This is a genomic window from Streptomyces sp. 3211.6 (genome assembly GCF_003634815.1).
Taxonomy (GTDB): Bacteria; Actinomycetota; Actinomycetes; order Streptomycetales; family Streptomycetaceae; genus Streptomyces; species Streptomyces katrae_A.
Genome location: NZ_RBXC01000001.1, coordinates 2119936 through 2145016 on the forward strand (window position 1 = coordinate 2119936; position 25081 = coordinate 2145016).

21 protein-coding genes are annotated in these 25081 nt (G+C 75.1%); 9 read left to right on the top strand and 12 right to left on the bottom strand.

Annotation, left to right across the window (positions count from 1 at the left end):
* Positions 1-256 precede the first annotated feature (256 nt).
* The 3 genes from BX286_RS09880 to BX286_RS09890 are packed head-to-tail and all read left to right on the top strand — an operon-like array spanning position 257 to position 4376.
* Positions 257-2347 carry a putative cobaltochelatase gene (locus tag BX286_RS09880; RefSeq protein ID WP_100863887.1) on the top strand — a complete coding sequence of 697 codons (2091 nt, stop codon included), beginning with the start codon at positions 257-259 and terminating at the stop codon, positions 2345-2347.
* Entirely contained in the window at positions 2347-2946 is a 600-nt protein-coding gene (gene cobO, locus BX286_RS09885; RefSeq protein ID WP_079425618.1) for a cob(I)yrinic acid a,c-diamide adenosyltransferase, read from the top strand. Before BX286_RS09880 ends, cobO begins: the two co-directional genes overlap by 1 nt.
* On the top strand, positions 2940-4376 hold the full coding sequence (locus BX286_RS09890; protein WP_100863886.1) for a cobyrinate a,c-diamide synthase: 1437 nt from the start codon (positions 2940-2942) through the stop codon (positions 4374-4376). The genes cobO and BX286_RS09890 overlap by 7 nt, the downstream gene beginning before the upstream one ends.
* Before the next feature lie 20 nt (positions 4377-4396).
* Here the strand turns inward: BX286_RS09890 and BX286_RS09895 are convergent, their stop codons facing one another.
* Positions 4397-5146: a ZIP family metal transporter gene (locus BX286_RS09895; RefSeq protein WP_121014867.1), complete on the bottom strand. Its 750-nt coding sequence runs from the start codon at positions 5144-5146 to the stop codon at positions 4397-4399.
* Positions 5147-5274: 128 nt separating this feature from the next.
* Between BX286_RS09895 and cobC the strand changes: the two genes are divergently transcribed.
* Together cobC and BX286_RS09905 are read left to right on the top strand one after the other, a co-directional pair.
* Complete coding sequence (gene cobC / locus BX286_RS09900) at positions 5275-6684, top strand: Rv2231c family pyridoxal phosphate-dependent protein CobC (protein WP_121017608.1); 1410 nt, start codon at positions 5275-5277, stop codon at positions 6682-6684.
* Between the two features lie 487 nt (positions 6685-7171).
* A complete protein-coding gene (locus tag BX286_RS09905; protein ID WP_121014868.1) occupies positions 7172-8392 on the top strand; it encodes a CapA family protein in 1221 nt (406 codons plus the stop codon).
* A 17-nt stretch (positions 8393-8409) separates the two neighbouring features.
* Here the strand turns inward: BX286_RS09905 and BX286_RS09910 are convergent, their stop codons facing one another.
* Together BX286_RS09910 and BX286_RS09915 are read right to left on the bottom strand one after the other, a co-directional pair.
* Positions 8410-9198, bottom strand: a complete 789-nt coding sequence (locus tag BX286_RS09910; RefSeq protein ID WP_315974782.1) for an SCO1860 family LAETG-anchored protein — start codon at positions 9196-9198, stop codon at positions 8410-8412.
* A 446-nt stretch (positions 9199-9644) separates the two neighbouring features.
* Positions 9645-10739 (bottom strand): amidohydrolase family protein, encoded by a 1095-nt coding sequence (locus tag BX286_RS09915; RefSeq protein WP_100863883.1) that lies wholly within the window; start codon positions 10737-10739, stop codon positions 9645-9647.
* Positions 10740-10803: 64 nt separating this feature from the next.
* On the opposite strand from BX286_RS09915, the gene BX286_RS09920 reads away from it, so the two are divergent.
* Positions 10804-11871 (top strand): alanine--glyoxylate aminotransferase family protein, encoded by a 1068-nt coding sequence (locus BX286_RS09920; protein ID WP_079431645.1) that lies wholly within the window; start codon positions 10804-10806, stop codon positions 11869-11871.
* Between the two features lie 305 nt (positions 11872-12176).
* Here BX286_RS09920 and BX286_RS09925 read toward each other — a convergent pair whose 3' ends face one another.
* The 8 genes from BX286_RS09925 to BX286_RS09965 form a co-directional block, all read right to left on the bottom strand.
* Entirely contained in the window at positions 12177-13247 is a 1071-nt protein-coding gene (locus BX286_RS09925) for an aminotransferase class V-fold PLP-dependent enzyme (protein WP_079425630.1), read from the bottom strand.
* A gap of 144 nt (positions 13248-13391) precedes the next feature.
* The gene (locus BX286_RS09930) at positions 13392-14099 is read right to left on the bottom strand and encodes a DsbA family oxidoreductase (protein WP_079425632.1); all 708 of its coding nucleotides are present in this window, start codon (positions 14097-14099) and stop codon (positions 13392-13394) included.
* A 100-nt stretch (positions 14100-14199) separates the two neighbouring features.
* Entirely contained in the window at positions 14200-14691 is a 492-nt protein-coding gene (locus tag BX286_RS09935; RefSeq protein ID WP_079425634.1) for a GNAT family N-acetyltransferase, read from the bottom strand.
* Between the two features lie 63 nt (positions 14692-14754).
* Entirely contained in the window at positions 14755-16203 is a 1449-nt protein-coding gene (locus BX286_RS09940) for a penicillin-binding protein 2 (RefSeq protein WP_079425637.1), read from the bottom strand.
* A 62-nt stretch (positions 16204-16265) separates the two neighbouring features.
* Positions 16266-16931 carry a response regulator transcription factor gene (locus BX286_RS09945; RefSeq protein ID WP_100863882.1) on the bottom strand — a complete coding sequence of 222 codons (666 nt, stop codon included), beginning with the start codon at positions 16929-16931 and terminating at the stop codon, positions 16266-16268.
* A complete protein-coding gene (locus tag BX286_RS09950; RefSeq protein ID WP_237293297.1) occupies positions 16928-18250 on the bottom strand; it encodes a sensor histidine kinase in 1323 nt (440 codons plus the stop codon). Before BX286_RS09950 ends, BX286_RS09945 begins: the two co-directional genes overlap by 4 nt.
* A gap of 146 nt (positions 18251-18396) precedes the next feature.
* A complete protein-coding gene (locus BX286_RS09960; protein ID WP_148710261.1) occupies positions 18397-19416 on the bottom strand; it encodes a hypothetical protein in 1020 nt (339 codons plus the stop codon).
* A 93-nt stretch (positions 19417-19509) separates the two neighbouring features.
* Complete coding sequence (locus BX286_RS09965; RefSeq protein WP_079425644.1) at positions 19510-20301, bottom strand: IclR family transcriptional regulator; 792 nt, start codon at positions 20299-20301, stop codon at positions 19510-19512.
* Between the two features lie 137 nt (positions 20302-20438).
* On the opposite strand from BX286_RS09965, the gene BX286_RS09970 reads away from it, so the two are divergent.
* The 3 genes from BX286_RS09970 (at position 20439) to BX286_RS36490 (ending at position 23501) form a co-directional block, all read left to right on the top strand.
* Positions 20439-21962 carry an aldehyde dehydrogenase (NADP(+)) gene (locus tag BX286_RS09970; RefSeq protein ID WP_079425645.1) on the top strand — a complete coding sequence of 508 codons (1524 nt, stop codon included), beginning with the start codon at positions 20439-20441 and terminating at the stop codon, positions 21960-21962.
* Between the two features lie 61 nt (positions 21963-22023).
* Positions 22024-23211, top strand: coding sequence for a TerD family protein (locus tag BX286_RS09975; protein ID WP_079425647.1), 1188 nt, complete (start codon positions 22024-22026; stop codon positions 23209-23211).
* Between the two features lie 113 nt (positions 23212-23324).
* The gene (locus BX286_RS36490; protein WP_167747575.1) at positions 23325-23501 is read left to right on the top strand and encodes a hypothetical protein; all 177 of its coding nucleotides are present in this window, start codon (positions 23325-23327) and stop codon (positions 23499-23501) included.
* A 55-nt stretch (positions 23502-23556) separates the two neighbouring features.
* On the opposite strand, the gene BX286_RS09980 is transcribed toward BX286_RS36490, so the two are convergent.
* Positions 23557-25014: an alkaline phosphatase PhoX gene (locus BX286_RS09980; RefSeq protein ID WP_121014871.1), complete on the bottom strand. Its 1458-nt coding sequence runs from the start codon at positions 25012-25014 to the stop codon at positions 23557-23559.
* Positions 25015-25081: the final 67 nt, after the last annotated feature.

Below are 25081 nucleotides of genomic sequence, written 5' to 3' on the forward strand. Positions count from 1 at the left end.
ACCCCGTTCCGTGCGCTGCGCGCCCGGTGCGCTCAAGCGCCGCGCGGGCTGGATCCATCCAGCCCCGCCTGGGGGTACCCCCGGACGGAGTCCGGGGGAGTTCGAGGCGCGGGGGTCCGGGGGCGGAGCCCCCGGGAAACGGAGAAAGGGCGGGGCGGGGAGAAGCTCCGCGCAGCGGCACCCCCGCCCCCGGCCACCGCACCACCACCCCCGACAGCCCGCGCAAGCACACCCGCACAGGAGGAGTGAGCACCCCATGAGCACCCCCTACCCGTTCACCGCAGTCGTCGGCCAAGCCGACCTGCGGCTGGCGCTCCTGCTCAACGCCGTGAGCCCGGCGGTCGGCGGTGTGCTCGTGCGTGGTGAGAAGGGCACCGCCAAGTCCACCGCCGTCCGTGCGCTGTCCGCCCTGCTCCCCCACGTGGACGTCGTCCCCGGCTGCCGGTTCTCCTGCGCGCCCGCCGCGCCGGACCCGGCCTGCCCGGACGGCCCGCACGAGAGCGGCCCCGGCGCCGACCGGCCCGCGCGGATGGTCGAACTGCCCGTCGGGGCCTCCGAGGACCGCCTCGTCGGCGCCCTCGACATCGAACGCGCCCTCGCCGAGGGCGTGAAGGCCTTCGAGCCGGGCCTGCTGGCCGACGCGCACCGCGGGATCCTCTACGTGGACGAGGTCAACCTCCTCCACGACCACCTGATCGACCTCCTCCTCGACGCGGCCGCGATGGGCGCCTCGTACGTGGAGCGCGAGGGCGTCTCCGTGCGCCACGCCGCCCGCTTCCTCCTCGTCGGCACCATGAACCCCGAGGAGGGCGAGCTGCGCCCGCAGCTCCTCGACCGGTTCGGGCTGACCGTCGAGGTCGCGGCCTCCCGGGAGCCCGCGCAGCGCGTCGAGGTGGTGCGCCGCCGGCTCGCGTACGAGGACGACCCCGCGGGCTTCGCGGCCCGCTGGGCCGGGGACGAGAGCGAGGTGCGGGCCCGGGTGGTGGCCGCGCGGGCGCTGCTCCCGCAGGTGACCCTCGGGGACACCGCGCTGCTGCAGATCGCCGCCACCTGCGCCGGCTTCGAGGTGGACGGCATGCGCGCCGACATCGTGATGGCCCGTACGGCGACCGCCCTGGCGGCCTGGGCCGGGCGGACCTCCGTCCTGAAGGAGGACGTCCGGCAGGCGGCGCTGCTGGCGCTGCCGCACCGCCGTCGCCGCAACCCGTTCGACGCGCCCGGACTGGACGAGGACAAGCTCGACGAGATCCTGGACGGGTTCCCCGACGAGGAGCCGGAGCCCGACCCCGACCCGGAGCCGGAGGGCCCGGACGACAACGGCGGCGGGGACGGCGGCAATGGCGGAGGGGACGGCGGCGGGGTGCCCCCGCAAGGCGGCGGCCCGGAGACCGGGCACGCTCCCGACACCCCGCAGGAGGCCCCCGAAGCCCAGCCCTCCGCCCCCCAGGGCGGAGCGGGCGGGGCCGAGCAGGCCGCCGTGGCGGCCGCCGAGCCGTTCCGCACCAAGATGCTCAGCGTTCCCGGCCTGGGTGAGGGCGCGGCCGGCCGGCGCTCGCGGGCCCGTACCGCGCACGGCCGCACCACCGGCGCCCAGCGCCCCCGGGGCCAGCTGACGAAGCTGCACCTGGCGGCCACCGTGCACGCCGCCGCCCCGCACCAGAAGGCCCGCGGCCGCTCCGGCCCAGGCCTCGTCGTGCGCAAGGACGACCTGCGGCAGGCGACCCGGGAGGGCCGCGAGGGCAACCTCGTGCTGTTCTGCGTCGACGCCTCCGGCTCGATGGCCGCCCGGCAGCGCATGGGCGCGGTCAAGGGCGCGGTGCTGTCGCTGCTGCTGGACGCCTACCAGCGGCGGGACAAGGTCGGTCTGATCACCTTCCGCGGGGCCGGTGCCGAACTGGCGCTGCCGCCCACCTCCTCGGTGGACGCGGCCGCGGCCCGGCTGGAGAAGCTGCCGACCGGCGGCCGCACCCCGCTCGGCCCAGGCCTGCTCAAGGCCCGCGAGGTGCTGCGCATCGAGCGGCTGCGGGACCCCTCCCGGCGTCCGCTGCTGGTGGTCGTCACCGACGGACGGGCCACCTCGGCCGGGGCCGTCGGCGGCGACCCGCGCGAGCTGTCGGGGCGCAGCGCCCGGCTGCTGGCCGCCGAGGGCGTCACCTCGGTGGTCGTGGACTGCGAGTCCGGGCCGGTCCGGCTGGGGCTCGCGGGGGCGCTGGCCGCCGATCTGGGCGCGCCCGCCGTGACCCTCGACGGGCTGCGGGCGGACTCGCTGACCGGACTCGTCAAGAACGTACGTACCGCAGTGACCCACACTGCGTCACTCAACAGCGTCTCCAGGAGGGCCGCCTAATGCCGCAGGGACAGCCGACCGTCGTTCCCGACGACGGGCTCACGACGCGTCAGCGCCGCAACCGTCCGCTCGTCTTCGTCCACACCGGCCCGGGCAAGGGCAAGTCGACGGCGGCGTTCGGGCTGGCCCTGCGCGCCTGGAACCAGGGCTGGCCGATCGGGGTGTTCCAGTTCGTCAAGTCGGCGAAGTGGAAGGTCGGCGAGGAGAACGCGCTGAAGGTGCTGGGCGCCTCCGGTGAGGGCGGCTCCGTCGTCTGGCACAAGATGGGCGAGGGCTGGTCCTGGGTCCAGCGCGACGCGCAGCTCGACAACGAGCAGGCGGCGAAGGAGGGCTGGGAGCAGGTCAAGCGCGACCTGGCCGCCGAGACGCACAAGCTGTACGTACTGGACGAGTTCGCGTACCCGATGCACTGGGGCTGGATCGACGTGGACGAGGTGATCGAGGTGCTCCGGAACCGGCCCGGCACCCAGCACGTGGTCATCACCGGCCGCAACGCCCCCGAAAAGCTGCTGGAGTTCGCGGACCTGGTCACCGAGATGACCAAGGTCAAGCACCCCATGGACGCCGGCCAGAAGGGCCAGAAGGGCATCGAGTGGTGACCTCGTCCAGCGTGCCGCGGCTGGTCGTCGCCGCGCCGTCCTCCGGCAGCGGCAAGACCACCGTGGCGACGGGCCTGATGGCGGCCTTCGCGGAGCGCGGCCTGGCCGTGTCCCCGCACAAGGCCGGGCCCGACTACATCGACCCCGGCTACCACGCACTGGCCACCGGCCGGCCGGGGCGCAACCTCGACGCGTTCATGTGCGGTCCGGAGCTGGTGGCCCCGTTGTTCGCGCACGGGGCCGCCGGGTGCGACCTCGCGGTGGTCGAAGGCGTGATGGGGCTCTACGACGGGGCCGCGGGGCGGGGCGAGCTGGCGTCGACGGCGCAGGTGGCGAAGCTGCTGCGGGCGCCGGTGGTGCTGGTGGTCGACGCCTCCTCCCAGTCCCGGTCCGTGGCGGCGCTGGTGCACGGCTTCGCCTCGTTCGACCCCCAGGTGCGCCTCGGCGGGGTGATCCTGAACAAGGTGGGCTCGGACCGGCACGAGGCCATGCTCCGGGAGGCCCTGGAGGAGGCCGGGACGCCGGTCCTCGGCGTACTGCGGCGCGCGCCGCAGGTGGCGACCCCGTCCCGGCACCTGGGCCTGGTCCCGGTGGCGGAACGGCGGGCCGACGCGCTGGAGGCGGTGGCCGCGCTGGCGGAGCAGGTCCGCGCGGGCTGCGACCTGGACGCCCTGATGGCGCTGGCGCGCACGGCTCCGCCGCTGGCCTGCGAGGCGTGGTCGCCCGGGGCGGCCGCGGCCGGCGCGGCCGTGTCCGGGGCGGCCGCGTCTGGGGCGGCCGTGTCTGGGGCGGCCGCGGCCGGGGGGAACGGCCGTCCGGTGATCGCCGTCGCGGGTGGCCCCGCGTTCACGTTCTCGTACGCCGAGCACGCCGAGCTGCTGCGCGCCGCCGGTGCGGAGGTGGTCACCTTCGACCCGCTCCGCGACGAGGCGCTTCCCGAGGGCACGAGCGGGCTTGTGATCGGCGGCGGGTTCCCCGAGGTGTACGCCCCGGAGCTGTCGGCGAACGAGCCGCTGCGCGCGGCCGTCGCCGCCTTCGCCGCGGCCGGCGGGCCGGTCGCGGCGGAGTGTGCCGGTCTGCTGTACCTGGCGCGGTCCCTGGACGGGAAGCCCATGTGCGGGGTGCTCGACGCCGACGCCCGGATGTCGGAGCGGCTGACGCTCGGCTACCGGGAGGCGGTGGCGGTGTCGGACAGCCCGCTCGCGGCGGCCGGTACCCGGCTGCGGGGCCACGAGTTCCACCGGACGGTGGTCGAGCCGGGTGCCGGGGCGGCCCCGGCCTGGGGGTTCACGCATCCCGAGCGCCGCGTCGAGGGCTTCGTCCGGGGCGGCGTGCACGCCAGCTACCTGCACACGCACTGGGCGGCGCAGCCGTCCGTGGCGTCCCGGTTCGCGGCGGCCGCGGCGGCGGCCCCGCCGGCCCGTCCGTGATCTGGAACGGGACCGGCCGCTCAGTCCGCGAGGCCGACCACCAGCCAGATCCCGGCCACCCCGCCCACCGTGCACAGCAGCGTGGACAGGGCGGGGTGTTCGTGGTGCGCTTCGGGCAGGATCTCGGCGGCCGCCAGGTACAGCAGGGCTCCGCCGAAGAAACCGAGGTAGGCCCCGAGGGGTTCCTCCGGAAGGGTGAACAGCGCGGTGGACGCGGCGCCCACGACGGGTGCCGCGGCGTCCGCGAAGAGCATCATCAGCGCCTTGCGGCGGGCGTTCCCGTACAGCGTGGTGAGGGTGTACGTGTTGAACCCGTCGGCGAAGTCGTGGGTGATGACGGCCAGCGCGACGGCCACGCCCATGCCGCCGCCCACCTGGAAGGCGACGCCGAGGGCCACCCCGTCGGCGAGGCTGTGGCCGACCATGGCCGCGGCGGCGGTGAGCCCGACCTGCGGGGCGCGGGCCCCGTGGTCGTGCCCGTGACCTGTGCCGTTGCTCCCGCCGTGGGCGGCCTGCCGCACGGCGAGCAGGCGTTCCACCAGATGGGCGACGAGGAACCCCGCGACGAAGAGCAGCAGGGCGAGCGGAACCCCGAAGATCTCCTCGCCGGCGGCGTGCAGGGCCTCCGGGAGCAGGTCCAGGCCCACGACGCCGAGCATCAGCCCGCCGGCCAGGCCGAGGACCAGGTGGCGCCGGTCGGTGACGCGTTGCGCCGTCCAGCCGCCCGCCAGCGTCATCAGGAACGCGCCCAGAGCCACGATCACCGCCATGTGCCCCTGGATACCGACTGGCGGCGCCGCCCGCACTTCCGCCGCGCGGGGGACGGGCGCCACCGTGATGACGACAGACGACAGACGACGGACACCAGTACGGAGGGAGGACCCCGGTGGGCGAGTACGTGACGCGGCTGGTGGTCGGGGTGGGCGGACGCGCGGGGGTTTCCGTCGCGGAGGTCTGCGCGCTGGTCGAGGAGACCCTGCGCGGGGCCGGGCTGTCCGCCGGGGCGGTGACGGCGCTGGCCACGGTGGACTCGAAGACCCTGGAGCCCGGGATCGCGGGTGCGGCGGAACGTTTCGGCGTGCCGTTGGTGGGCTATCCCGCCGAGGAGCTCGCGCGGGTCCGGGTCCCGCACCCTTCGCCGGCCGTGCGCGAGGCGGCCGGGACCGCCTCGGTGGCGGAGGCGGCGGCGCTGGCGGGCGGCGGGGAGCTGCTGGTGCCCAAGCGGCGTTCGGTGGCGGCGACCTGCGCGGTGGCCAGCGCCGAGGAGCACGACCTGCGCCACCACGGGGACGCGGAGGTGGCCGACGCGGGCGGGGCGCTCGTGGACCTCGCGGTGAACGTACGGTCGGACACGCCGCCGGAGTGGCTCAAGCAGCGCATCGCCGCCTCCCTCGGGGACCTCGCGGCCTACCCGGACGGCCGGGCGGCCCGGGCGGCGGTGGCGCGGCGGCACGGGCTGCCGGTCGAGCGGGTCCTGCTGACGGCGGGGGCGGCGGAGGCGTTCGTGCTGATCGCGCGGGCGCTGGACGCCGAGCGGCCGGTGGTGGTGCACCCGCAGTTCACCGAGCCGGAGGCGGCCCTGCGGGACGCCGGGCACCGGGTCGAGCGGGTGCTGCTGCGGCCCGAGGACGGGTTCCGGCTGGACCCGGCGGCGGTGCCGGAGGAGGCGGACCTGGTGGTGGTGGGCAACCCCACCAACCCGACGTCGGTCCTGCACCCGGCGGCGACACTGGCCGCGCTGGCCCGGCCGGGGCGGACCCTGGTGGTGGACGAGGCCTTCATGGACGCCGTCCCGGGCGAACGGGAGGCGCTGGCCGGGCGGACGGACGTGCCGGGCCTGGTGGTGCTGCGGAGCCTGACGAAGACGTGGGGGCTGGCGGGGCTGCGGATCGGCTACGTGCTGGCCGAGCCGGAGGTGATCGCCAAGCTGGCGGCGGCGCAGCCGCTGTGGCCGGTGTCCACGCCGGCGCTGGTGGCGGCAGAGGCCTGTGTGGCGCCGGAGGCGCTGGCGGAGGCGGAGGCTGCGGCCCGGCGGATCGCGGTGGACCGGGCGCACCTGCTGGCGGGGCTGGCGGAGTTCGAGGAGGTCACGGTCTCGGGGGAGGCGGAGGGACCGTTCGTGCTGATCCGCGTCCCCGGCGCGGCGGAGGTCCGCACCCGTCTGCGGGCACTGGGCTTCGCGGTGCGGCGGGGGGACACCTTCCCGGGCCTGGACGCCTCGTGGCTCCGCCTGGCCGTCCGCGACCGAGCGACAACGGGCCGCCTCCTCCAGGCCCTGGACCACGCCCTCGCCCTGACCGCCCCGTGACGTGCCCCCGCGGGGCGGGACCGGACGGTCCCGCTGCGCGGAGCCGTCTCCCCGCCCCGCCCTCCCTCCGTTCCCCGGGGCCGGCCCCGGACCCCGCGCCTCAACCGCCAGGGGCGGGGCGGGATCTTGGCACGGCCCGGCGGCCGCCCGCGGCTGACCGCCCGCAGCTGACCGCCCGCAGCTGACCGCCCGCGGCTGACCGCCCGCGGCTGACCGCCCGCGGCTGACCGCCCGCGGCTGACCGCCCGCGGCTGACCGCCCGCGCGGGCTGGATCTGCCGCGGAGCGGCGTATCCAGCCCGCGCGGCGATTGAGCGCACCGGGCGCGGAGCGCACGGAACGGGGTCAGGGGCGGAGCCCCTGGGAACGGGCGAAGGGCGGGGAGGGGCAGCAGCACCCCGCAGGGGCATCGCAGGGGCACCGCAGGCGGCCGGCCAAGGCCACGCCTAGCATGGCGGCGGCAGCAAACCATCGACGGGGGACGGTACATGAGGGCGGCAACGCGGATAACCACGGCGCTGGTGGCCGTGGGAGTGATCGGCGGCGGGGTGTACGCGGTACCCCGGCTGCTGGACAAGGGGGCCGCCACCACCGAGCAGCGGCTCCAGGCCAAGCCCCCCGGCGGCAAGGCCATCCCCGGTGCCGCCCCGTTCACCCTCGTCGCGACAGGCGACATCATCCCGTACCCGTCGATCATCCAGCGGGCCGCGGACGACGCGGGCGGCACGCCCGGCGACTACGACTTCCGCAAGATACTCGCCGGCGTCAAACCCATCGTCTCCGCCGCCGACCTGGCGATATGCCACCACGAGATACCGTACGGAAAGCCCGGCGGCCCCTACACCGGCTACCCCGCCTTCAAGGCCCCGCACCAACTGGCCGACGCCCTCAAGGACGCCGGGTACGACAGTTGCTCCACCGCCTCCAACCACAGCCTCGACGACGGGTTCGACGGGCTCTCCCGCACCCTCGACCACCTCGACCGGGTCGGCCTCAAGCACGTCGGTTCCGCCCGCCGCGCCGAGGAGGCCACGGCCCCGGCGCTGCTCTCGGCCGGCGGGGCGAAGGTCGCCCAGTTGGACTACACCTACGGCACCAACGGCATACCGCTGCCGGCCGGCAAGCCCTGGGCCGTCAACCTGATCGACCAGGCCCGGATCATCGCCGACGCCCGCGCGGCCCGGGCGGCCGGCGCGCACGTCGTCGTCCTCAGCGTCCACTGGGGCACCGAGTGGCAGGCCGCCCCCGACCAGCAGCAGAAGGACCTGGCGCAGGCGCTGACCGCCTCGCGCGGGGCCGACGGGCTCCCCGACATCGATCTGATCATCGGCACGCACAACCACGTCCCGCAGCCGTACGAGAAGGTCAACGGCACCTGGGTCGTCTACGGCATGGGCGACCAGATCGCCAGCTTCTACGAGGCCGAGAAGGCGCGCGGCAACATGTCGTCCATCCCCCGCTTCACCTTCGCCCCGGCGGCCGCGCACCCGGGCCGCTGGGAGGTGGTGAAGGCCGAATACCTCACGCAGTACTCCGACATGGGGCCGCCGTTCCGCGTCGTCTGCGCCTCCTGCGCGGCAGGGGACGGAGGCGAAGGCGGGGCGTCGGCCGCCAAGCGGGCCGAGTACGCCCGGGTGGACAAGGAGGTCACCGCGGCCGTGACCTCGCGGGGCGCGGCCGGCCAGGGCCTGACGCACGCGACCCGCTGACCGGGCCGCGTCCGGGGTCAGGAGCTGCGGCCGCGCCGGGTCAGCACGAGCGCGCCCGCGCCGACGCCGAGCAGGAGCAGCGCGCCGCCCGCGACCCACGGGGTGACCGAACCGGCCCCGGTCTCGGCGAGGTTGCCGCTCTGCGTGGAGCTCGCCAGGACGGTCTGGGGCTTGGCGTCCGGCTTGGCGTCCGGCTTCGCGTCCGGCTTCGCGGCGGGTGTCGCGGCCGTCTTCGGGGACTCGCAGTGCGCCTCCGCCAGGACCACCTCTCCGTCGACCTGGGCCACGTTGAGGTTCAGCGGGTTCACCGACACCTTGAGGCGGAGCGCGGCCGCCGCGGCGGTGGTGGAGGTGGTCTGCGTGCCGGAGAGCTCCAGGGAGACCGAGCCGACGCCCGGGACCTCGACCTTGGTGGGACCGCCTGCGGTCAGGGTGACCTTCTTGCCGAGGGCGGTGACGGTGCCCAGGACGTCGGAGGTGGCGACCGGCTTCCCGCCCGCCGCGCAGTCGGCCTTGGAGGTGACCTTCTCGACCTCGACGAGGGAGAGCGCGGGCAGGCCCGGGACGTGGACGCGGGCGTGGGCGAGGTTCGCCTCGGCGCGGGAGCCGCTGCGGTCGGCGGTCGCCTTGGCGGTGGCGACGTCCGCCGTGAGCACGTTCACCGGCCGGCCCTGCTCGGCCCCGTCGAGGGTCACGGTGAGGGCCGTCTTCTCGGCCGAGGCCGGGGCGCTGACCTCGTTGAGGGTGGCCTTCAGCGGGACGTCCACGGCCTTGTTGAGGAGGCCCACGTCCAGTCCGGTCCGCAGGACGACGGCACCGGAGGTGCCCTGGCCGCCGCCGCTGCCGCGCGCTGCCGTCCGTGGCGAGGGCGGGCGGTGCGGCGAGCAGGGCCACCGCTCCCGTGGCGAGCAGGACGGCCGCGGGCAGGCGGAAGGTGTTGCTGTTCAAGGTGGTGGAACCCCCGGGGAGATGGGTGCCGTCGCGGGCACCCATGGGGGACATCGCGCGCGCCGACGGCTTCGACGCTCGAAATCTTTACGCACTGTGAGTGAACAGGCGGCCACCTGACGTGAGTTCACTCCAACGGGTGGTTTCCATGCATGTATTCGATTAGTGGCGCCTCATACGGCACACGAGTTCCCTCGCGTCCCGCCCTCGCCGGCGGAACGCTGGTTTTCGGACAGCGATAACGACCGATGGGACCGCCGCGTTACGACGCGTCAACTCCGTGCCGCCGAAGCGCCGTTGCGGATCAGGCGCGGACCCTACCGTTCACGACCACGCGCTCCGGCCGTGCCAGCACCCGTACGTCCTCGCGCGGGTCGGAACCGTAGACCACCAGGTCGGCCGGGGCCCCCTCGGTCAGGCCTGGCCTGCCCAGCCATTCGCGGGCCGCCCAGGCCGTCGCCGAGAGGGCGTCGAGCGGGGGGATGCCCGCCTTCACCAGCTCCTGCACCTCGGCGGCGACCAGGCCGTGCGGCAGGGAGCCGCCCGCGTCCGTGCCGACGTACACCCCGATGCCCGCGTCCCAGGCCGCGCGGACGGTGTCGTAGCGCCGCTCGTGGAGCCTGCGCATGTGCGCCGACCAGCGGGGGAACTTGGCCTCGCCGCCCGCCGCCAGCTTGGGAAAGGTCGCGATGTTGACGAGCGTGGGGACGATGGCGACGCCGCGCTCCGCGAACAGCGGGATGGTGTCCTCGGTCAGCCCGGTGGCGTGCTCGATGCAGTCGATGCCCGCCTCCACGAGGTCGCGCAGCGAGTCCTCCGCGAAGCAGTGCGCGGTGACCCGGGCGCCCAGCCGGTGCGCCTCGGCGATGGCCGCCTCCACCTCGGCGCGCGGCCAGCAGGCCGTCAGGTCCCCCGCCTCGCGGTCGATCCAGTCGCCGACGAGCTTGACCCAGCCGTCGCCGCGCCGGGCTTCGCGGGCGACGTACTCGACCAGTTGCGGCGGCTCGATCTCGTGCGCGTAGTTGCGGATGTAGCGGCGGGTGCGGGCGATGTGCCGGCCCGCCCGGATGACCTTCGGAAGGTCCTCGCGGTCGTCGATCCAGCGGGTGTCGGAGGGTGAGCCCGCGTCGCGGATGAGGAGGGTGCCGGCGTCCCGGTCGGTGAGGGCCTGCGCCTCGGCGGTGGCGGCGTCGACCGGGCCGTGGGCGTCGAGGCCGACGTGGCAGTGGGCGTCGACCAGGCCGGGCAGGACCCAGCCGGTGACGGTGGTGACCTCGCGGGCGGCGGCCGGCCGCTCGTAGGTGACCCGTCCCCCGACGACCCAGAGCTCGTCGTGGACCTCGTGGGGCCCGGCGAGCACGCGTCCCTTCACATGGAGCACACCGCTGTGATCACTCATGTCCGCACTGTACGTGCGCCCTGGGTAGGCTCGGCCGGTGACCCCGGACGAAGAGAGCACCGCCGTGACCCACCCCCTGCTGGACCTTCCGCCGCTGACCGCCGGGCGTTTCGCCGCCATCGAGCGGGGCGTCGCACGGCTGCTGGACACCCGGCAGGACGTGGTGATCACCCAGGGCGAAGCGCTGCTGCCGCTGGAGGGCTGCATCCGCTCGGGGGCGCGGCCGGGTTCGACGGCGCTGAACGTCGTCACCGGCCCGTACGGGACCACGTTCGGCAACTGGCTGCGCGACGCGGGGGCGAAGGTGGTGGACCTGGCGGTGCCCTTCGACACGGCGGTGAGCGGGGAGCAGGTGGCCCGCGCCCTGGAGGAGCACCCGGAGATCGACTTCGTCTCGCTGGTGCACGCCGAGGCGGCCACCGGGAACACCAACCCGGTCGCGGAGATCGGCGAGGCCGTACGGGCGCACGGGGCGCTGTTCATGCTGGACGCGGTGGCCTCGGTGGGCGCCGAGCCGTTGCTGCCGGACGCCTGGGGCGTCGACCTGTGCGTGATCGGCGGGCAGAAGGCGATGGGCGGCCCGGCGGGGGTCTCGGCGGTGTCGGTGAGCGAGCGGGCGTGGGAGCGGTTCGCGGCCAACCCGGCCGCGCCCCGGCGCTCGTACCTCTCCCTGCTGGACTGGAAGGAGCGCTGGATAGACGGGGGCCGCAAGACGCTGCTGCACGCCCCGGCGCAGCTGGAGATGCTGGCGCTGGAGGCGTGCCTGGACCGGATCGAGGAGGAGGGCCTGGCGGGCGTCCTCGGCCGGCACGCGGCGGCGGCCCGGGCCACCCGGGCGGGCGCGGCCGCGCTCGGCCTGGCCCCGTGGGTCGGGGACCCGGCGCAGGCGGCCCCGGTGGCGACGACGCTGCGGGTGCCGGACGCCGCGCGCGTGGTGGCCGGGGCCCTGGCCGCGGACCCGTCGGTTCCGCTGGCGGCGGGGGGCGGGGCGCTGGCGCAGGAGATGGTCCGGGTCAACCACTACGGCCCGGCGGCCTCCCCGGAGGCGGTCGCGGCATCCCTGCGCGCCCTGGCGTCGGCCCTGTCGCTGCCGCCGGAGGCAGCGGTGCAAGCGGCCTCGGCGGCCTGGTAGCGGAGCCTCCGCAGGGCGGACCGCTGGGCGGTCGGGCCGACGTGCCGACCGAGCCGGGCGAACCCGCTCCGGGCGAACCGCGCTGCCAGACCGGGCCGGGCCGAGTGAACCGGGCCGCGCCGGGCGGGCGGCGCCGGGCGGGCGGCGCCGGGCGGGCCGGGCGTCGGGGCTGCCCGGCGGTCGGGCCGTGTGGACCGGGCCGCGCCGGGCGGGCCGCGCCGGGCGGGCCGGGCGTCGGGGCTGCTCGGCGGTCGGGCCGGGCGGCCGCCCGCGGGCCCCGGCGGCAGGCCCTCGGGCCGCCCCCCTCAGCCGGCCAGTACGTCCAGCAGGCGGTCCACGTCCGCCTCGGTGTTGTAGAGGTGGAACGAGGCCCGCAGGGCTCCCTCGCGGGCGGAGGTGTGGATCCCGGCGGCGCCCAGGGCGGGCTGCCGGTGGGCCAGGCCCGGGACGGAGACGATGGCGGCGTCCCCGGGGACGGGCTCGTGCCCGAGGCGGGCGAGCCCGGCCCGGTAGCGGGCGGCCAGGGCGGTGTCGTGCGCGTGGACGGCCTCGACGCCGATCCGCTCCAGCAGGGCCAGGGACGGCTCGGCGGCGTAGTACGGGAGGAAGGCCGCGGACTCGTCGAAACGGCGGGCGTCGCCCGCCAGTTGCCGCATCGGGCCGTAGACCGCGTCCCATTTGGACTCCGCCGCCACCCAGCCCGCGTGCAGCGGCGTCAGCCCGGCCTGGGCCTCCTGCGAGACGGTCAGGTACGAGGCGCCGCGGCCGCCGAGCAGCCACTTGTAGCCGCCGGTGACCGTGTACTCGTACGGCGAGGCGTCGAAGGGCAGCCAGCCGGCGGCCTGGGTGGCGTCCACGAGCATCCGCGCCCCGTGCGCGGAGGCCGCCGCGCGGACGGCGGCGAGGTCCGCCGTCCGGCCGTCGGCGGACTGTACGGCGGACAGCGCGACCAGGGCGGTGTCCGGGCGGACGGCTTCGGCGAGGGTGTCCAGCGGGGCGAAGCGGACCTTGAGGTCGCCGCGCAGCACGAAGGGGTTCATCACGGAGGCGAAGTCCCGCTCGGGCACGAGGACTTCGGCACCGGCGGGCAGGGACGCCGCGATCAGGCCGACGTGGGTGGCGACGGACGATCCGATGGCGACGCGGCGCGGGTCGACGGACACCAGCCGGGCGAAGGAGGCCCGCACCCGCTCGACGAGGTCGAAGTCCCCCGCCCCGGCGGGCAGTCCGGCTCCGGCGGCTTCGGCCAGCTCCCGTACCGCGGCGACGGCGGACCGCGGGAGCACCCCGGCGCCGGCGGTGTTGAGGTAGGTGGTGGAGTGCGCGAACTCGGCGGCGCACGCCAGGGACAGTCCGGACAGCGGAGGAAGATCCATACCGTCCACTGTGCGCGAGGATCACCCCAAAGTCCATTGCCGGGTTTTACTCACCATACCCAAGCAATGCTTATGCTTTCCGCCGCGGGGCGCCCGGCACGTGAGTACGCGGGCGCCCGGCGGGGTCCGGGGTCAGGCCTCGGGTCAGACCTGGGGGACGGCGCAGGAGCCGTCCGGCTCGCAGGCCTCCGCGCCGGGGGCCGATTCGGGGAGCTCTCGGCCGGCCCAGGCCTGCTCCAGGGCCTTGGTGAACACCTCGGCGGGCTGCCCGCCGGAGATGCCGTAGCGGCGGTCGAGGACGAAGAACGGGACGGCGTTGGCGCCCAGTTCGGCCGCCTCGCGCTCGTCCGCGCGGACCTCGGCGGCGTAGGCGGAGTCGTCGGCGAGGACCGCGCGGGCCTCCGCCTCGTCCAGCCCGGCCTCCACCGCGAGGGCGAGCAGCACCTCCGCGTCGAACACCGACCGCTCCTCGGCGAAGTTCGCCCGGAAGGCGAGGTCGAGGAGCTCCACCTGGCGGCCGCGGGCGGCGGCCAGGTGGAGGAGGCGGTGGATGTCGAAGGTGTTGCCGTGGTCACGGCCGTCGGTCCGGTACTCCAGCCCCTCGGCGCGGGCGCTCGCGGCGACGTGCTCCTCCATGCCGCGGGCCTCCTCGAGAGTGCGGCCGTACTTGCGGGCCAGCATCTCCAGGACGGGGGCGGTCACGCCCTTGGCGCTGTGGGGGTCGAGTTCGAAGGAACGGTAGACGACCTCCACCTCGTCACGGTGCGCGAACTCGGCCAGGCCCTTCGTGAAACGGGCCTTGCCGATGTAGCACCAGGGGCAGGCGATGTCGCTCCAGATCTCGACGCGCATGATCCTTCTTCTCTCCGGATTCCGGTGGGGGGTTCGGGCCGGCCCGGGCGGGGTTCCGCCGGACGAAACGGTTTGAGCTTCAACCATTCGCCGTCCCGTCTCATTCCCCGGACCCTTCCCCCACCTCCAGCCACAGGGTGCGGTGGGAGCCGGAGGGGGCGGCCGAGGGGTCGGGGCGCCAGCCGTGGGAGGCGTAGAAGGCCTGGGCGCGGAGGTTGTGTTCGTAGACCTCCAGGCGGACCCGTTCGACGCCGGCCCGGCGCCAGGCGGTGACGCAGGCGGCGTGCAGGGCGGCTCCGGTGCCCCGGCGCCAGTGGACGGGGTCCACGTGCAGCTGGGTGAGGGTGGTCTGGCCGTCGGCGGTGAGGAAGGCGGCGACCCCGGTGATCTGCCCGTCCCGCTCGGCGCAGAACACCCGGCCCTCGGCCTCCGTCCGTCTCACCGCGCGGGACCAGCCCTCGCGGCAGCGGGCCAGCTCGGTCTCGCCCGCGTAGGCCTGCTCGGGTATGCGCCCCCGGTAGTAGGTGGCGCGCGCCCGGGTGTGCAGGGCGGCGATGGCGTCCAGATCTTCGAGGAGTGCGGTCCTGATCATGGGAAAAGGAACGCGCCGGGAACCCCGTCGGTTCCCGGCGCGGACGGCTCCCTCAGGCGGTGGCTACTTCTTCAGCCACGCCGCCATCATCTTCTGCGCGATCGGGGCGGCCAGCTTGCCGCCGCCGATCTCGGAGCGGTCGGTGTCCGAGTTCTCGATCATGACGGCGACGGCGATCTGCTTGCCGCCTGCCTTGCCGTAGGAGGTGAACCAGGCGAGGGGCGGGATGTTGTTGTTCACGCCGCGCTGGGCGGTGCCCGTCTTGCCGCCGACCTCGGCGCCCGCCACCTGCGCGGGCTTGCCGCCGCCCTCGGTGGCGACGGTGCGCATGGCGTCCTGGAGCATCGAGGCGGTCCTGGGGCTCATCACCTGCTGGGTCTTCGGCTCCTTGAAGCTCTCCAGCACGGTGCCGCCGGAGTCCGTCACCTCCGAGACCATGTGCGGAGCGGCGAGCTTGCCGCCGTTCTCGATGGCGGAGGTCACCATGGCCATCTGCAGCGGGGTGGCCTGGACGTCGAACTGGCCGATACCCGTCTGCGCGACCTGGTCGACGGACAGCTTCTTCGTCGGGTACTTGCTCGGCGGGTTGGTGCGGACCGGGGTGTCGATCTGCGTGTTGAAGCCGAGCTTCTCCGCCATGGCCCGCATCTTGTCCTGGCCGAGCTTGGAGGCCAGCTCGGCGAAGACGTTGTTGCAGGACAGCCGGAGGGCGGTGCGGGCGGAGGCGTTGTTGCAGGCCTCGTCGCCCGCCTCGCTGGGCAGCTTCGTCCGGGTGCCGGGGATCGTGTAGTTGCCGGGGACGCCGGTCGGCTGGTCGATGCTGGAGACCACGCCGTTCTCGATCGCCGCGGCCAGGGTCACCAGCTTGAAGGTGGAGCCGGGGGCCTGGGGCTTGCGCAGCGCCACGTTCTCCATGGCCTTGCCCTTGTCGGCGGACAGCTCGTCCCAGGCGGCCTGGTCGCCGGCCCCCGAGATCCGGCCCGGGTCGTAGGAGGGGTTGTTGACCACGGCGAGGATCTCGCCGGTCGACGGGTCCATGGCCACGGCGGCGCCCTGCTTGCCGTCGAGGGCGTCGTAGGCGGCCTTCTGGACGTCCTTGTCGATGGTGGTCAGGACGTTGCCCGGGGCGGCGCGCTTGTTGGTGAGGACGTCCATCACCGTCTTCAGCCGGCTGTCCGAGCCGTTGAGCACGTTCTTGTAGACGCCCTCCAGCATGCTGGTGCCGAAGGCCTGGGAGCTGTAGCCGGTGATCGGGGCGTACAGGGGGCCGTCCGTGTAGGTGCGCTTGTAGCCGAAGTCCTTGCCGCCCGTCTTCTCCGATCCGGTGATCGCCGTTCCGCCCACGATGATGTTGCCCAGCGGGTTCTCGTACTGCCCGATGAGGTTGCGGCGGTTGTTCTTGTTGTCTGCGAGGGCCTGGCCTTGGTACGCCTGCACCCAGGTGACCCGCACCAAAAGGGCCAGCACCAGAAGCAGACAGAAGACCGACGCACGCCTGATCGTCTTGTTCATCCCCCAGAAGGACGTTCCGGCGGGCCCGTGCGTTCCGCTGCGCCCCGATTGTGGCCGGTTTCTCAGGCTCTCTTCATCAGGAAGCCCCCCTCGTAGGCGGCGATGACCGCCTGGGTACGGTCGCGGGAGCCGGTCTTGGCGAGGACGGCGGCCACATGCGTCTTGACCGTCTGCAGGCCCACCCCCAGGTGCCCGCTCATCTCGTGGTTGGACAGTCCGGTGGCCATCAGGCGCAGGACGTCGGCCTCCCGGTCCGTGAGCCGGGCGGCCCAGGCCGGGGGTGCGGGCGGGGCCGCGGAGGTGTGGGCGGCGGCCAGGGTGCGGACGGCCGCCGGGAAGAGCAGGGAGTCCCCGCGGGCGACCAGCCGGACCGCGCCGATGAGCTCTTCGGGATCGGCGCGCTTGAGGAGGAAACCGGACGCGCCCGCGCGCAGCGCGTCGTAGACGTAGGCGTCGTTCTCGAAGGTGGTGACGACCACGATCCTGGGCGGGTCGGCCATGGTGGCGAGGATCTGCTCCGTGGCCCGGATGCCGTCGATCTCGGGCATCCGCACGTCCATCAGGACGACGTCGGGGGCCAGGGAGCGCACCAGGGAGACGGCCTCTGCGCCGGTGGCGGCCTCGCCGACCACCTCCAGCCCGGCTTCGGCGTCGAGGATGACCCGCAGGGCGGTGCGCACCATCCGCTCGTCGTCGGCGATGACCACGCGCAGCGGCGGCCGGCTCATCGGCCTCCTCCCGAGCCCGGGGCGGGGGTGCCGAGCGGCAGGACCGCCCGCAGCCGCCAGTCCTCCCCGAGGGGTCCGGCCTCGACGCGACCGCCGAGCAGGGCGGCCCGTTCGGCGGCGCCGCGCAGCCCGCGGCCTCCCCTGCTGCGCGCTCCTCCGCCGTCGTGGGCGGGCGGGGCCTGGGCGGGCGGGTTGGTCATGGTGATCTCCAGTTCGCGGGAGCCGTCGGACGTGTGGACGCGGATCAGCAGGCTGACGGGGCCCGCGCCGTGGCGCAGGGCGTTGCTCAGGCCTTCCTGGACGATCCGGTACGCCTCGCGGGAGGCGATCGCCGGGAGCTGCGCCCAGTCCCCCGCCGGGCCGGGGTCCTGCTCGACCGTCAGGACCGTGCCGCCGGCCCGGGTGCGGGCGAGCAGCCCGTCGAGGTCGCCGGCCAGGGTCGGGGCGGGCATGGCGTCGGCCCGGGCCGGGTCCCCGTCCCGGAGCAGGCCGAGGACCGCGTCCAGCTCGCCGACGGTGCGCCGGGTGGTCTCCTCGATCGCGGCCAGCGCCTCGCGGACGAACGCCGGGTCGCTGTCGAGCACCCGCCGGGCCGCCCCCGCCTGGAGGGTGACGGCGCTGAGGGCGTGCCCCACGGCGTCGTGCAGTTCGCGGGCCAGCCGGTTGCGCACCGCCAGGTCGGCGGCCCGTTCCTCGGCGGCGGCCAGCCGGTCCTCCGCGGTCGGCCCGAGGAGCACGGGCGCGAGCCGGGCCAGCAGCGCCCCCGCACCGGCGCAGACGGCGGCGAGCGCGGCCAGCAGCACGACCCCGGTGAGCGGGGAGAGGTAGGGCTCCGCCTCCTCGCTGAACCAGGCCGTGCCCGAGGCCGAGGCGCGCAGGGCCCCGGAGAACGGCATGACGATCAGCACCACGCCCATGGGCGGTACCGCCAGGCTCATCCCGCTGACCACCGCCCCGATGCCCAGGTGCAGGGTCCACCAGGCCGAGGCCCGCCGGCGGGCCGCCCAGGAACGGGCCGGGCCGTCCGCCAGCCGGTCCCCCGGCACCGCGGCCATGGTCCGGGCGGCGGTCGCCGACAGCGGCCGGACCAGTCCGAACAGCCCGGTCAGGGCGACCAGCGGCAGGGAGGCCGCGTAGGAGAGCAGGGTCAGCGGGAGGGAGGCCAGCGCGTTGACCCCGCCGGCCGCCGCGCCCACCACCACATCGGTGAGCAGGAAGTAGGGCATGAGCAGGGCCCCGCCGAGTACCAGGTGTACCCACCGCAGCCGGGCCCGCCGTCCCAGCAGCAGCCCGGGCCGGCGCCGTACCGCCGCGGACAACGCCCCGGCCGCCCGGCCCCCGCCGAAGCCGCGCACACCGCCGCTCACGGCCCTCCCCCCTCGTTCCGTTTCCCCGCCGCCGTTTCCCGCCGCCGTTTCACCGCGCCGCCGGCTCGGCGTCCGCCGGCTGTGCCCGCCCCGTCGGGTCAGCCCTCCCCCCGGGCGCGGAGGTGGCGGACGAGCACCACCCCGGCCAGCAGTCCGGTGATCATCTGGTCAGCGTAGGTCAGGAAGAAGCCGGTGGTGGACGGTTCGCCCTCACCGAGGTTGACCCCCAGGACGGCTATCAGGGTCCACGCCCCCCAGCTCAGCGCCGCCGACCCGCCGATCCAGGTCAGGGCCAGCGGCCACCGCGCCGGACGCGCCCCGCCCCGGGCCAGCATCAGCGCCCCGGCCGCGGCGGCGAAGGCGCACAGCGCATGTACCCCGGACACCACGCGCGCGTCCGCCGAGTACGCCGCGGCCCGCTCGGCGGGCAGCCACCCGGTTCCGCCGAAGGCCCAGTACAGCTGCACCGCTCCCGCCACGGCGCCCGCCAGTGCCGCGGCTCCCGCCGCCACCCCCGTGGGCGACGGGAGCCTCCCCCAGCCTCCGGCCGGGGGGACCCCCAGCCCGAGCGCCCCCTGCAGCCTCCGGCCCCAGCGCTCCCGCGCGTAGGGGACGAACAGTCCGGCCAGGGCGATCGCCTGGATGATGAAGCCGCTGTAGACGACGGCGAACACCCAGGCGTCGAGGAAGGGTTCACGGGCCGCCCCGGCCGCCTCGCCGGCGCCCGCGCCCAGAGCCTTGACCAGGAGCTGGGCCGGGTATCCCAGGACGATCGGGGTGAGCAGCCCGGTGGCGGCGAAGACCGGCACGGTCAGCAGCGGGCCGGGCACGCGCAGCCCCCACGGGCGGGTGAGCACCAGCACGAGGAGGATCACGCAGGCGTCCATCGCGACGGTGACCGCGTTGGCCACGGTCAGGGCCGTCCCGCCCTTCAGCAGGATGCTGCCCTCCGGTATCCCCGCCCGGCTCCCGGCCAGCCAGGCGGCCTTGAGGGTCAGGTACGGCAGGGTGGCCGCCAGGGCCGTGGCCCGCAGGATCCGCCGTCCGGTCCCCAGACGGGGTACGGACGGCCGCGTCGTGCTCATCGGATGCGTCACATGGACGGCTCGCGTGCTCATGGGTCAACGGTCCCGTGCGCGCCGCCGCGCCACCTCCCCCACGAAGGTGAACCGCCTCCCCCGCGCGGGGGAGGAACTGCCGCCTCCACCGCCTCACATGCGCCGCGTCACCACCGACAGCCGGTCCCGCGCCTCGAACAGGGCCGCCTTGATCGTCCGCTCGTGGTCCTCCGTCAGCCGGGCCACCGGCACCGAGCAGCTCACCGCGTCCCTGGCCGGCGTCCGGTACGGGACGGCCACCCCGAAGCAGCGCAGCCCGAGCGTGTTCTCCTCCCGGTCCACGGCGTAGCCCTGCTCCCGCACCAGCGCCAGCTCCTCCACCAGCCGTTCCCGGTCGGTGATGGTGTGCTCGGTGACGGCCTCGAGCCGCTTGGGGAGCATCCGGCGCACCTCCTCGTCGGTGTGCGTGGCCAGCAGCGCCTTCCCGAGGGCGGTGGAGTGGACGGGCAGCCGCCGTCCGACCCGGGTGAAGGGGCGCAGGTAGTGCCGCGACGGCCGGGTGGCGAGGTAGACGACGCTGGTCCCGTCGAGGCGGGCCAGGTGGATGGTCTCGGTGGTGTCGTCGGAGAGCCGGTCCAGGCTGGGCCGGGCGGCCGCGACCACCTCGTCCCCGTCGATGTACGAGCTGCCGACGAGCAGGGCCCGGACGCCGATGCCGTAGCGGGTGCCGGTGGCGTCCGTCTCGACCCAGCCCAGGTTCACCAGGGTGCGCAGCAGCATGTAGAGGCTGGACTTGGGCAGGGAGAGGTCGCTCTGGATGTCGGCGAGGCTGTGCAGTCCCGGGTGGGCCGCGAAGTGCTCCAGCAGCAGGACGGTGCGCACCGCGGACTTCACGGGCGGCGCCGCGGCGGGGGGTCCCGCCTCGGCCGTGTCGGCTGTCGTCATGCGCCTGCTTCCCCTCTGGTCGGCCCGATCGCCTCTTGTCACCCGGTGGACGCGGAACCTAGAGTCCGCAGCAGAAGTGATCATTCATTCACCGGAACGGCGTTCAGAATACTGAACGATCCGGGGAGGAGCGGGCCATGACGGCGAATCCAGTCTGGAGTGTGGACCCCCGCACCGGGAAGCAGCGCGGACGGGTTGCGGCGGAGGCCACAGCCACGGACGTGGACCGGGCCGTGCGCGCGGCCCACGCCGCACGCGGCGCCCTGGCGGACGCGGGCACCCGCGCCGCCTTCCTGCGGGCCGCCGCCGACCTGCTCGACGGGGCCGCCGCCCGGGTCGTGGAGGCCGCCGACGCCGAGACGGCGCTGGGCGGCGCCCGCCTCACCGGCGAGCTCGCCCGCACCACCGGCCAGCTGCGTGCCTTCGCCGACGTGGTCGAGGAGGGCGCCTACCTCGACGTCCGGATCGACCGGGCCGATCCCTCCCTCACCCCGCCGCGCCCCGAACTGCGCCGCTACAAGGTGCCGCTGGGGGTGGTCGCCGTCTACGCCGCCTCCAACTTCCCGCTCGCCTTCTCCGTGCCCGGCGGGGACACCGCGAGCGCCCTGGCGGCCGGCTGCCCGGTCGTGGTCAAGGCCCACCCGGACCACCCGGCCACCTCCGAACTGTGCGGGGAGCTGCTGCGCCGGGCGGCCTCGGCGAGCGGGCTGCCGGCGGACGTGGTGACGGTGGTCCACGGGTTCGACGCCGGTCTGGAGCTGATCCGCCACCCGCTGGTCTCCGCCGCCGGGTTCACCGGTTCCATCCGGGGCGGGCGGGCCCTGTTCGACGCGGCCGCCGCCCGTCCGGTGCCCATCCCCTTCCACGGCGAGCTCGGCTCCCTGAACCCGGTCGTGGTCACCCCGGCGGCCGCGGCCGAGCGCGCCGAGGAGATCGGTTCCGGACTCGCCGCCTCCGTGACCCTGGGCGTCGGCCAGTTCTGCGTGAAGCCCGGCCTGGTCCTGGTTCCCGAGGGCGCGGACGGAGACCTGCTCACCGGCGCGCTCGCCAAGCAGCTCGGGCAGACCGGTCCGGGGGTGCTGCTCGACCACCGGATGCGGGACGGCTTCATCGCCGGGGTCCGCGAACGCGGCGCCCTCCCCGGGGTCACCGCCCCCGTCACCCCCGGGTCCGGCGGGGAGCACACCGTCGGCGCGGGGTATCTGGAGGTCGCGGCGGCGCGCCTGCTGGAGGGCGGCCCGTACGACCTGCTCCTGGAGGAGTGCTTCGGCCCGGTGACCGTCGTCGTCCGCTACTCCGGAGCGGACGAGGCCGCCGCCGTGCTGGGCCGGCTCGGCGGCAACCTGAGCGCCACCCTCCAGCTGTCACGGGCCGAGACCGAAGGCGCCCCGGGCCCGGCCGCCGCGCTGATCGCGCAGGCCACGGGGCTGGCGGGGCGGATCGTGGTGAACGGCTGGCCCACCGGCGTCGCGGTGGCCCCGGCCCAGCACCACGGCGGGCCCTACCCGGCGGCCACCTCGCACTCCACCTCCGTCGGCGGCACGGCGATCGAGCGCTGGCTGCGCCCGGTGGCGTACCAGTCGGTGCCGGACCCGCTGCTCCCGCCGGAGCTGCGCGAGGGCAACCCGCTGGGCCTGCCGCGCCGGGTCACCGGCGCCTGAAATCCCGCCGAGGGTAAGGGAACGGCAAAGCGCCGCCGGTCGTTCTCCCGGCATGACCGCTATGACCCCTGGTTCCAACCTGCCGCTCAACACCACCCGCGTGACGGTGGACGTGGCTGCTCCGGTACGGCTCGACGTGTCGGGCCTGCTGCTCGCGGCGGACGGCAAGGTGCGTTCCGACGCCGACTTCATCTTCTACAACCAGCCCACCGGGCCCGGCGTCAGCTACCGGTCCGGCGGCGGCGCGGCGCCGGACTCGATCACCGTGGACACGGGTGCGCTGCCGCCCGGTATCGAGCGGATCGTGGTCACGGCCAGCCCGGACGCCGCGGGGCAGAGCTTCCAGGGCATCGAGCCCACCGCCACCGTGCGGGACGCGGCCGGCGGCGCGGTGATCGCCACCTTCACCCCGCCCCGGCTCGGGGCGGAGACCGCCCTGGTGGTCGTGGAGGTGTACCAGCGCGGCGGAGTGTGGAAGGTGCGCGCGGTCGGCCAGGGGTACGCCAACGGGCTGGCGGGCATCGCCACCGACTTCGGGGTCTCCGTCGACGAGGAGCCGGCCGCCCCCGCAGCGGTCGCGCCGCCGGCTCCGGCCCCCGTCGCCGCCCCGCCCATGCCCTCGGCGCCCCCGCCGGCCCCCTCCGCGCCCCCGGCCCCCGCCCCGGCCTCGGGGAAGATCAACCTGGACAAGGGCCGGGTCAGTCTCCAGAAGAACCAGACCGTCTCCCTCGTCAAGGGCGGCCGCCCGCTGCTCTCGCAGGTCAAGATGGGCCTCGGCTGGGAGCCCGCGTTCGGCGGCCGCGACATCGACCTCGACGCGTCCGTCATCGCCTACGGCCCGCAGCGCAACTTCGTCGACGCCTGCTACTTCGGCAAGCTGTCCATCCTGGGCGGCTCGGTCAAGCACTCGGGCGACAACCTGACGGGTGAGGGCGCCGGGGACGACGAGGTGATCGTCGTGGACCTCGGCCGGCTGCCCGCCGAGATCAGCGGGCTGGTCTTCACGGTCAACTCCTTCTCCGGCCAGAAGTTCACCGAGGTCGCCAAGGCCTACTGCCGGCTCATCGACGCGGCGACCGACGAGGAGCTCGTGCGCTTCGACCTGACCGGCGCCGAACCCCAGACCGGCGTCATGATGGCCAAGCTGATCCGGCAGTTCTCCGGCGAATGGGAGATGACCGCCATGGGCGACTTTGTGAAGTCCCGCACAGTGCGCGGGATGGTCAAGCCGGCCGCCGAGTCACTCTGAGCAGGTGGGCGGGCATATGCAGCCGCCGGTCAGCCGGGCCGTCGCGGCCCGGGTGACCGATGCCACGCGTAATCCGGAGGTGGCTGTCAGTGTCCGCCCGTAGCCTTGGAGGCATGCAGACTTCACTCCAGCCCGCGGGTCCCGCGCGCCCGTCCGCCGCCGAGGCGAACGAGGCGATACGGCACCTCGTCGAGACCTGGGCGGACGGGGAGTGGCCCTCGGAGGCGTACGAGTTCCTCCTGGAGGAGTGGGCCGCGGCCTCCCGCGCGGAGATGGCCACGGCCCAGTAGGGCCAACGGAAAGAACCCCCGGGGAAGAACCCCCGCGGCGGGGGCGCCGGCCCGGTCAGCGCGGGGAGCGCCGCCACGGCCCGGTGATCGCCAGCATGATGCCCGGCTCCTGGATGTTGGCGTACAGGGTGCGCCCGTCCGGGGAGAAGCAGACCCCGGTGAACTCCGAGTACTCGGGCTTCTCGGGCGTGCCGATGTTCAGCTCGTTGCGCGCCAGCGGGTAGACGCGGCCCGACTCGGTGGCCCCGAGCAGGTGCTGCAGCCCGTTGCCGTCCTCGGCGATGACCAGGCCCCCGTACGGGGAGACGGTGATGTTGTCGGGGCCGTCGTAGCCGCCCTCGGCCCCGGGGTCGGCGTTCACCCCGATGAGGACGACGAGGCGGATCGTGCGCCGCTTGGGGTCGTAGAACCACACCTGCCCGTCGTGCGCGGCACCCGGGCTCTCCTCTCGCGCGTAGGAGGAGACGAAGTAGGCGCCGCCGTCGGCCCACCACATGCCCTCCAGCTTGCGCGCCCGCGTGACGGCGCCCGCCGCGAACTGCTTGCGCACCGACAGGCTCCGCGCGTCGCGGTCGGTGACCTCCACCCAGTCGACCCCGTACACGGTCCCGGTCTTGGTGGCGCGCGAGAGGTCGTCCACGAACTGCCCCGCCTTGTCGAAGCACTTGGCGGCCGCCAGCACCCCGGCACCGTCGGCGAGCGTGCGCAGCCGCCCGCGCCCGTGCCGGAAGCCCTGCGGCGGGGTCCAGCGGTAGAGCAGCCCGTTGGGGCCGGAGGCGTCCTCGGTCAGGTAGGCGTGGCCCTGGCGCGGGTCGATGACGACGGCCTCGTGCGCGTACCGCCCGAAGGCCTTGACGGGCCGCGGGTCGCGGTTGGCCCGGCGGTCGTGGGGGTCCACCTCGAAGACGTAGCCGTGGTCCTTGGTCATGCCGTTCTTGCCGGCCAGGTCCTCGGTCTCCTCGCAGGTCAGCCAGGTGCCCCACGGGGTGGCTCCGCCCGCGCAGTTGGTCGAGGTGCCGGCGATGCCCACCCATTCGGCGACCTCGCCGCCGCGGCGGACCTCGACGACCGTGCAGCCGCCGGACGCGGCCGGGTCGTAGACGAGCCCTTCGGTCAGCGGGACGGGGTGGGCCCAGGCCGCCCGCGGCCCCTTCAGCTCGTGGTTGTTGACGAGGAGGGTGACGCCGCGGGCCCCCTCGAAGGCGGCGGTGCCGTCGTGGTTGGAGGGGGTGCTCTCACCCGATTCGAGGGTGGTGACACCGCTGCGGGTGATGACGCGGTAGCCGAACCCGGCGGGCAGCGCGAGCAGTCCGGCCGGGTCCGGCAGGAGCGGGCCGTAGCCGGGGACGCCCGGGCGGCCGTGCCCCTGCGCCGCGTCGGCCGCGCCGGGACCCGGGTCGTCTGCGGCCAGTGCCCCGGGGGCGGTGGCGAGGGCGGCCACCGTTCCGGTGAGGGCGACGCCCGCACCGGCGAGGGCGGTGCGGGCGGTGAAGTCTCTGCGGCTGAGGGGCATCGGGTCTCCTGGGGTGGGGAGGTGGTGCGCCTGACGTACGGTCGTCGGCGCACACGCTCCCGGCCGC